General features: G+C 45.8%; 7 protein-coding genes. All 7 read left to right on the top strand.

The genetic code is table 11. The annotated features are described in order from the left end of the window. On the top strand, positions 1-619 hold a 619-nt coding region (locus tag CVN76_RS21965), incomplete at its 5' end, for a tRNA threonylcarbamoyladenosine dehydratase (protein ID WP_100533059.1). 192 nt (positions 620-811) lie between these two features. Continuing rightward, positions 812-1,996: an ABC transporter substrate-binding protein gene (locus tag CVN76_RS21960; protein WP_100533058.1), complete on the top strand. Its 1,185-nt coding sequence runs from the start codon at positions 812-814 to the stop codon at positions 1,994-1,996. Positions 1,997-2,632: 636 nt separating this feature from the next. After that, the gene (locus CVN76_RS21955; protein WP_100533057.1) at positions 2,633-3,811 is read left to right on the top strand and encodes an ABC transporter substrate-binding protein; all 1,179 of its coding nucleotides are present in this window, start codon (positions 2,633-2,635) and stop codon (positions 3,809-3,811) included. 159 nt (positions 3,812-3,970) lie between these two features. Further along, entirely contained in the window at positions 3,971-4,849 is an 879-nt protein-coding gene (locus CVN76_RS21950) for a branched-chain amino acid ABC transporter permease (RefSeq protein ID WP_061143702.1), read from the top strand. Between the two features lie 13 nt (positions 4,850-4,862). Beyond that, positions 4,863-5,825, top strand: a complete 963-nt coding sequence (locus tag CVN76_RS21945; protein ID WP_100533056.1) for a branched-chain amino acid ABC transporter permease — start codon at positions 4,863-4,865, stop codon at positions 5,823-5,825. Next, a complete protein-coding gene (locus CVN76_RS21940; protein WP_061143700.1) occupies positions 5,800-6,579 on the top strand; it encodes an ABC transporter ATP-binding protein in 780 nt (259 codons plus the stop codon). Before CVN76_RS21945 ends, CVN76_RS21940 begins: the two co-directional genes overlap by 26 nt. Then, a complete protein-coding gene (locus CVN76_RS21935; protein ID WP_061143699.1) occupies positions 6,579-7,286 on the top strand; it encodes an ABC transporter ATP-binding protein in 708 nt (235 codons plus the stop codon). Before CVN76_RS21940 ends, CVN76_RS21935 begins: the two co-directional genes overlap by 1 nt. The last annotated feature ends 1,209 nt before the right edge of the window (positions 7,287-8,495 follow it).

Genomic DNA, 8,495 nt, shown 5'->3' with positions numbered 1-8,495 from the left:
CATCATTCTAGTGGATAAGGACGATGTCGACATCACCAATGTAAACAGGCAGATTCATGCTCTTTTATCTACAGTCGGCCAACCGAAGGCGGAATTGATGAAAAATCGCATTCAAGACATCAATCCAGACTGCGAAGTGATCGCCCTGAAAATGTTTTATACAGAAGAAACGTTTGAAGAGTTCTTCAGTTATGGCCTCGATTATGTCATTGATGCCTCCGATACGGTGATTTATAAGATGCATGTGATGAAGGAGTGCCTGAAGCGGAATATCAAGGTGATTTCAAGCATGGGGGCCGCTAACAAAATGGACCCGACACGTTTCCAAATTGCCGATATTTCCAAAACGCATACCGATCCCCTTGCGAAGGTCATCCGTACAAGATTGCGTAAAGAGGGCATCACAAAGGGAATTCCGGTTGTATTCTCCGACGAAAGTCCGATCGTCATTCGTGAGGATGTTCGCAAAGAAGTCGGCAATGACGAGGCAAAAATCCGTAAAGCCCAAATGCCGCCGTCCTCGAATGCATTCGTCCCATCCGTAGCTGGGTTGATTGCAGCCAGCTGGGTGATCAATGATCTACTAAAAGAAGTGGACGTCCGACGTGTAAACGATTGATGAGCTTCAAAACTGACTCTAGCAGAGTCAGTTTTTTTTGTGCGTGGAAATAGGAGATATTCCCTTTAAATAACTTTTTTATCCAGATCATATAGACGGGGTCGAAAGAATGAGATAAACTATTTTCAGAATATTATTTTTATTCAGATATTCTATTGATCTGAAAGAACATACCAAACAAGGGGGTTTCAAATGAAGAAGAAGAAGCTAGCAGGAGTGTTTCTATCACTTTCATTGGTTGCTGGGGTGCTCGCAGGTTGCGGCGACTCGAAAACCAGCAGTTCAAGCGGAGGTTCATCCAATTCGGGTGACACGATTAAAATCGGAGCCAACCTTGAGCTGTCAGGAGGTACGGCATCATTCGGCCAATCGGCTGCAGATGGTTTGAAACTGGCCATCGCTGAAATTAATAAAGAGGGCATCGACGGAAAAAAACTGGAAATCGTCAAGGTTGATAATAAATCCGATGCGGCAGAAGCGACAAGCGGCTCGATTAAACTGGTCAGTCAGGACAAGGTAGTGGCTGTGGTCGGTTCGGCTACAAGCACGAACACATTGGCACAGGTTCAGGTCGCGCAGGATAATAAGGTTCCTTTAATCACACCGACGGCAACAAACCCCGATATCACCAATAAAGCTGGAAAAGTAAATGATTATGTGTTCAGGACGTGCTTCATCGATCCGTTTCAAGGAACGGTTGCAGCCAATTTCGCGTCTGACGAAGTAGGGGCGAAGACAGCTGCGATCTATGTGGATAGCGCAAGTGACTATTCCAAAGGGTTGGCCGCTGCCTTTAAAAAGGCGTTCACTGCCAAAGGCGGCAAAATCGTAGCGGAAGAGGCCTATGTCACAAAAGATACGGATTTCCGCTCGACATTGACACGTATTAAATCGGCCAAGCCAGAGTTCGTCTTCCTTCCTGGTTATTATGAAGAAGTCGGATTGATCTTGAAGCAAGCCCGGGAAAATGGCATAGACCTTCCTTTCATGGGCGGAGATGGCTGGGATTCCCCGAAAGTCGTTGAAATCGCAGGCGCCGACGCTTTAAAAAATACGTATATCACCAATCACTATTCACCAGAAGATGAAGATGCAAAAATCCAGGATTTCGTTGCCGCCTTCAAAAAGGAGTACAATAAAACACCGGATGCCTTTGCCGCACTTGGCTATGATACTGGATACTATCTGGCGGATGCCATCAAAAGGTCTGGCGATGCATCACCAGAAAAAATCAGGCAAGCATTGGAAGATGTCAAGGATCTTCAATTAGTTTCAGGTACACTGAACCTCGATAAAAATCATGATCCCATCAAATCGGCCACCATCCTGGAATACGTGGATGGCAAACAAACATTCAAGACAAAAATCAATCCATAATCTACTTGGATAGGGGGACAGGCTCCCCCTATTTTATATTCACTTAAACTACACTAACCAGTGAAGAGAGGACACTGAACCGCCAGAGGGCGGTTTTTTTGCGGGTTTTTTTCTAGAATGTATATGCAAAATCTATAAGGCGGCTAAAAGAAGATTATAAGTTTCATGCAGTATTTTATACATCCAAGATAGTATAATTCAATTTTGAAATAGGAATTAAGACTAAATTGGAAGGGACATACTGGGTTTAATTCCCTATCAGTGTGCAATTATATTGGGAAAAATGTAAGTAAAAGGGAGAAAATGATAGGGGGATGAATAAAATATTTTGGGTAAAAAAGGTAGAAATTACGATATTAATATAACTTAATTATCTGTTTTTTCTGATAAATATAAGAATTTTCTTAATATTTTAAATATAGGGATATAAAATCGACACCTTATGGTCTATGAAAAATATCCTATTTAACGAAATTTTCTCACTATTATTGTATAGACGGAATGAAAATTATGCGGTAAACTATTTTTCGAAATATTAATTTAATTTTAAACATTTCATCTAATCAAAAATTTCTGAGGCGTCATGAATAATTATTCATGCATCAGAGCTCTGATTACAAAATGGGGGGATTATTTATGAAGAAGAAAAAACTAGCAGGTGCATTTCTTTCTCTAACACTTGCGGCAGGCATGCTGGCGGGTTGCGGCGGCTCTGGTTCATCAGATAAATCGAGCGGGGACGGTGATACGATCAAGATCGGTGTCAACCTTGAATTATCAGGCGGTGTAGCCTCTTATGGCCAATCGATTGCCGAAGGCCTTGAGCTGGCGACAGAGGAAATCAATAAAGAAGGCATTGACGGTAAAAAAATCAAACTTATCAAAGTCGATAATAAATCCGAAGCATCCGAAGCAACAAGCGGGGCAATCAAGCTTACCTCACAAGATAAGGTGGCGGCGATCGTAGGTGCGGCGACAAGCACGAACTCGATTGCACAGGTGCAAATTGCACAGGATAATAAAGTCCCGGTCATCTCGCCTTCAGGTACAAGCCCGGAAATCACTTTCAGCAAAGATAAATTGAACGACTACATCTTCAGGACAAGCTTCATCGATCCGTTTCAAGGAACGGTTGCTGCGAATTTCGCGTCCAAAGAAATCAAAGCGAAAAGTGCAGCCATCTATATCGACAGCGCAAGCGATTATTCAAAAGGATTAGCGGCAGCCTTTAAAGAGCAATTCGAAAAAAATGGCGGAAAGATCGTCGCAGAGGAAGCCTACATTGCAAAGGATACCGATTTCCGCTCCACATTAACTCGCCTGAAATCAGCGAAACCGGATTTCATCTTCCTTCCAGGTTATTATGAGGAAGCCGGCTTGATCGTGAAGCAGGCACGTGAAACAGGCCTGGATGTTCCGTTCATGGGCGGTGACGGCTGGGATTCTCCTAAGCTAGTGGAAATTGCCGGTGCAAAAGCATTGAATGACACGTTCATTACGAACCATTATTCTTCAGGTGACCCTGATGAGAAAATTCAGAATTTTGTGTCTGCATTCAAGGCGAAATACAAAGATAAATCTCCGGATGCCTTTAACGCGCTTGGCTATGACACAGGATATTTCCTAGCGGACGCAATCAAGCGTGCTGGTTCAGCGGAACCGACAAAGATCAAAGAAGCGCTGGAAAAAACGAAAAATCTTCAGCTTGTAACTGGTACCTTTACATTGGATGAAAAACATAATCCGATCAAATCAGCTACCATCCTTGAATTCAAAGACGGAAAACAAGTATTCAACACAAAGATCAATCCTTAATACCGAAAAAAAGTCCAACCCTTCGCCGGCCCTTCTTCCATAAGAAGGCGCTGGCGAATTCTCATTTTTCCAGAATACCAGGTTGCTGAAACTTCCATGAGTGGAATGAAAGAGTCTGGACGATCATTATAAAATTAGATTTTTCAAGGAGAGTCGAACATGGAATTGATACAGCAGTTAATAAACGGGGTTTCATTAGGAAGCATTTATGCCCTTATCGCTCTCGGTTATACGATGGTTTACGGGATTGTAAAATTGATTAACTTTGCACATGGTGATGTCTTCATGGTTGGTTCATTCGTAGGGTTTTATTCGATAACGGTTCTCGATCTGTCATTCGTGCCGGCTTTGTTAATTGCGATGACGGTCTGTGCACTCTTTGGAGTATTGATCGAGCGCATTGCCTACAAGCCATTGCGTAACGCAACACGAATCGCCGCACTCATCACGGCAATCGGGGTTTCGCTGTTGATCGAATATGGCTTCATCTATGTCCGCGGCGCACAACCGGAAGCCTATCCGAATGATGTATTGCCGACTGACAAGTTTGATATTTTTGGAGTATCAATCAATAGCCAATCGATTTTGATCTTTGGAGTCGCTGTCGTTTTAATGATCATTCTTCAAATCATCGTCCATAAAACCAAAATCGGCAAGGCGATGCGTGCCGTTTCCTTCGATGCGGATGCTGCCAAGCTGATGGGGATAAATGTTAATAACACGATCTCTGCCACCTTTGCAATCGGTTCCGCATTAGCTGGGGCAGCTGGTGTCATTTTCGGGATTTATTATATTAAGATCGAGCCGCTTATGGGTGTGCTTCCTGGACTTAAGGCTTTTGTCGCCGCCGTACTTGGCGGGATCGGGATCATTCCGGGTGCGATGGTCGGGGGATTATTGCTTGGTGTCATCGAGGCTTTGGTCAGTGCCGCAGGTTACTCACTATGGCGTGATGCGGTAGCTTTCGTCGTACTGATTCTTATCTTGATTTTCATGCCACAAGGCTTATTCGGTAAAAACAAAAAAGAAAAAGTATAGGGGAGACAAAGCAATGACTACAATTAAGCGAGCAAAAGGTTTTTGGGTCTCGATTTCATTATCATTGATCTTTTTCGCCATCATACAGGTGTTGATCGGCGGCGGATCGCTCAATCCTTTTTATCAAAATACGCTCATGTTCATTGGGATCAATATCATTCTGGCAGCAAGCCTGCACTTGATCATCGGGATAACGGGGCAGTTTTCCATCGGGCATGCAGGATTCCTTGCAGTCGGGGCCTACGCTTCAGCCGTCATGACGATGAAGTTGAACATGCCATTCACGCTAGCGTTGATAGTCGGCGGTTTGACAGCGGCGCTTGCCGGCCTGATCATCGGAATACCTAGCTTGCGTCTAAAAGGTGACTACCTGGCGATAGCGACCCTCGGCTTTGGTGAAATCGTCCGGATCGTGCTTTTGAACATCGATTATGTTGGCGGTGCGAGCGGGATGCAGGTTTCCCATTTGACGACTTGGCCGTGGGTATTCGCTTCAGTCCTTGTGACGATCATCGTCATCAGGAACTTCACGAGCTCGACACATGGAAGGGCTTGCATATCGATCCGTGAGGACGAGACGGCCGCCGATTCGATGGGGATCAATACGACTTATTACAAAGTTGTCGCGTTTGCGATCGGTGCATTTTTCGCCGGCATCGCCGGAGCGCTTTATGCCCATAACTTCTATATCATCCAGCCATCGAACTTCGGGTTCCTGAAGTCATTCGATATCTTGATCCTAGTCGTGCTTGGCGGACTTGGAAGCTTGTCAGGAGCAGTGTTGGCTGCCGTATTACTTACTGTGGTCACGACATTCCTCCAAGATTATCCGGAAACGCGGATGATCATTTACAGTCTTGTGCTTATCGTCATGATGATTTATCGTCCGCAAGGTTTAATGGGGACGAAAGAAATAACTTCCATGTTCAAACGTAAAGGAGGCAGCCGCCATGAAAACAAAAACACCGCTGCTTAAGGTCGATTCGGTCGGTATTCAATTCGGGGGGCTTAAAGCCGTTTCCGATGTAAACGTCGAGCTATACCCAGGTGAATTGGTTGGCTTGATCGGGCCGAATGGTGCTGGGAAAACCACTTTCTTCAACCTGCTGACAGGGGTTTACGTCCCGACCGAAGGAACGATTTCCTTGGAAGGGGAGGACTTGAAAAAACGGCCGCCCTATAAAATCACGCAAAAGGGTATCAGCAGGACCTTTCAAAACATTCGCTTGTTCAGTGAGCTATCCGTCATCGATAATGTAAAGGTTGCCTATCATTCGCTTTCGAAGCATAGCATTTTAAGCTCGATTCTCCGCATGCCGATCCATTTTAAAGGGGAGAAGGAGATGGATGAGAAGGCGATTGAGTTCCTGAAAATCTTCAACCTTGATCAATATAAAGACGAGAAGGCGAAGAACCTGCCATATGGCAAACAAAGACGATTGGAAATCGCACGCGCGCTTGCCGCCAATCCGAAACTGCTTTTGCTCGATGAACCGGCAGCGGGCATGAACCCTCAAGAAACGCATGAGCTGATGAACTTGATCGCCCTCATCCGTGAGAAATTCGATTTGACCGTCTTATTGATCGAGCATGATATGCCGCTTGTCATGGGAGTTTGCGAACGCATATACGTTCTGGATCATGGACAGCTGATCGCTCAAGGGCGGCCTGAGGAAATCCGCAACAATCCAAAAGTCATCGAGGCCTATCTGGGCGAGGAGGTTTCATAATGCTGAATATCGAGGACATTAACGTCTATTACGGAAACATTCAAGCCTTGAAGGGAGTCTCGCTTTCCATCAACGAAGGTGAAATCGTGACGTTGATTGGTGCGAACGGTGCCGGCAAAAGTACGATGCTGAAAACCGTTTCCGGATTATTAAAACCAAAGCAAGGCAAGATCTTATATGAAGGGCAGTCGATCGGCGGAAAGGCTGCGCAATCGATCGTGAAAATGGGCATCTCCCATGTTCCTGAAGGCCGCCGTGTCTTTGCTAACATGTCCGTTGAAGAAAATCTTCAGCTTGGCGCCTATTTACGTAAGGACAAGGCAGGCATCAAGCAGGATATGGAGAAGGTTTATGAATTGTTCCCGCGTTTGCTTGAACGCCTGAAGCAGCAATCCGGAACGCTTTCCGGCGGGGAACAGCAAATGCTCGCAATGGGCAGGGCGCTGATGGCCAAGCCCCGGCTGCTTCTATTGGACGAGCCATCGATGGGACTTGCTCCATTATTGGTGAAACAAATCTTTCATATAATAGAAGAAATCAATAAGACGGGAACGACGATCCTGCTTGTCGAGCAAAATGCCAACTTGGCCCTATCCATCGCTGACAGAGCCTATGTGGTCGAAACGGGGCGGATTGTCCTATCTGGTAAATCAGAGGAACTGACAGCAAGTGAAGAAATCAAGAATGCCTATTTAGGCGGACATTAAACCGCTCATGGCGGTCTCATACTGTAGGTAAACTCGATAGGTTTTGGAGTTTACCTACAGTTTTTTGATGTTTTGTTCGGTGAGCGTTTCATTCCACTTTTAGTGAAAATAGAAATGCCCATAGGTTGGAGAAGTTGTACGTCGACCGTTTCATTGCACTTTGCGTGAGAACAAAGATGGAATTTCCATTGCCTATAGATTTGAAGATTTTTACCATGAACGTTGCATTCCACTGCAGGCACTCGCTTTCCGCGGGCGGTCCGTGAGCCTCCTCGGCTTTCAGCCTGTGGTGTCTCACGTAGACGCAATTCCCGCAGGAGTGTCGTTGCCTTCCGTTACATTCCACTCTGCGTGAGAACAAAGATGGAAATTCCATTGCCTATAGGTTGGAGGCTTTGTACATCGACCGTTTTCCACTGCAGGCACTCCCTTTCCGCGGGCGGTCCGTGAGCCTCCTCGGCTTTCAGCCTGTGGTGTCTCACGCAGACGCGCAATTCCCGCAGGAGTGTCGTTGCCTTCCGTTTCATTCCACTCTGCGTGAGAACAAAGATGGGAGTTCCATTGCCTATAGGTTGGAGGCTTTGTACATCGACCGTTTCATTGCACTGCAGGCACTCCCTTTCCGCGGGCCGTTCGTGAGCCTCCTCGGCTTTCAGCCTGTGGTGTCTCACGTAGACGCGCAATTCCCGCAGGAGTGTCGTTGCCTTCCGTTACATTCCACTCTGCGTGAAAATGAAGATGGAATTCCGTTTTCCATAGTATTGGAGGCTTTGTACATCGAACGTTTCATTCCACTGCAGGCACTCGCTTTCCGCGGGCGGTCCGTGAGCATCCTCGGCTTTCAGCCTGTGGTGTCTCACGTAGACGCGCAATTCCCGCAGGAGTGTCGTTGCCTTCCGTTACATTCCACTTTGCGTGATAATGAAGATAGAATTCAATTTACATATAGTTTTAGGTATGTCCATCGAACGTTTCATTCCACTGCAGGCACTCGCTTTCCGCGGGCGGTCCGTGAGCATCCTCGGCTTTCAGCCTGTGGTGTCTCACGTAGACGCGCAATTCCCGCAGGAGTGTCGTTGCCTTCCGTTACATACCTCTAAGACTAGTCAATAAGACGACCATTTTTATCTATTTATACATCTTCAGTTTTCGAGATTTCACAAGGGGAAATAAGGATGATTCCAAAACAAGTTGTTTACTGGATAAAAA

The organism is Bacillus sp. mrc49, from assembly GCF_002803435.1.
The sequence above is the reverse complement of the archived record's forward strand: the minus strand, read 5'-3'. Positions and strand labels throughout refer to the sequence as shown.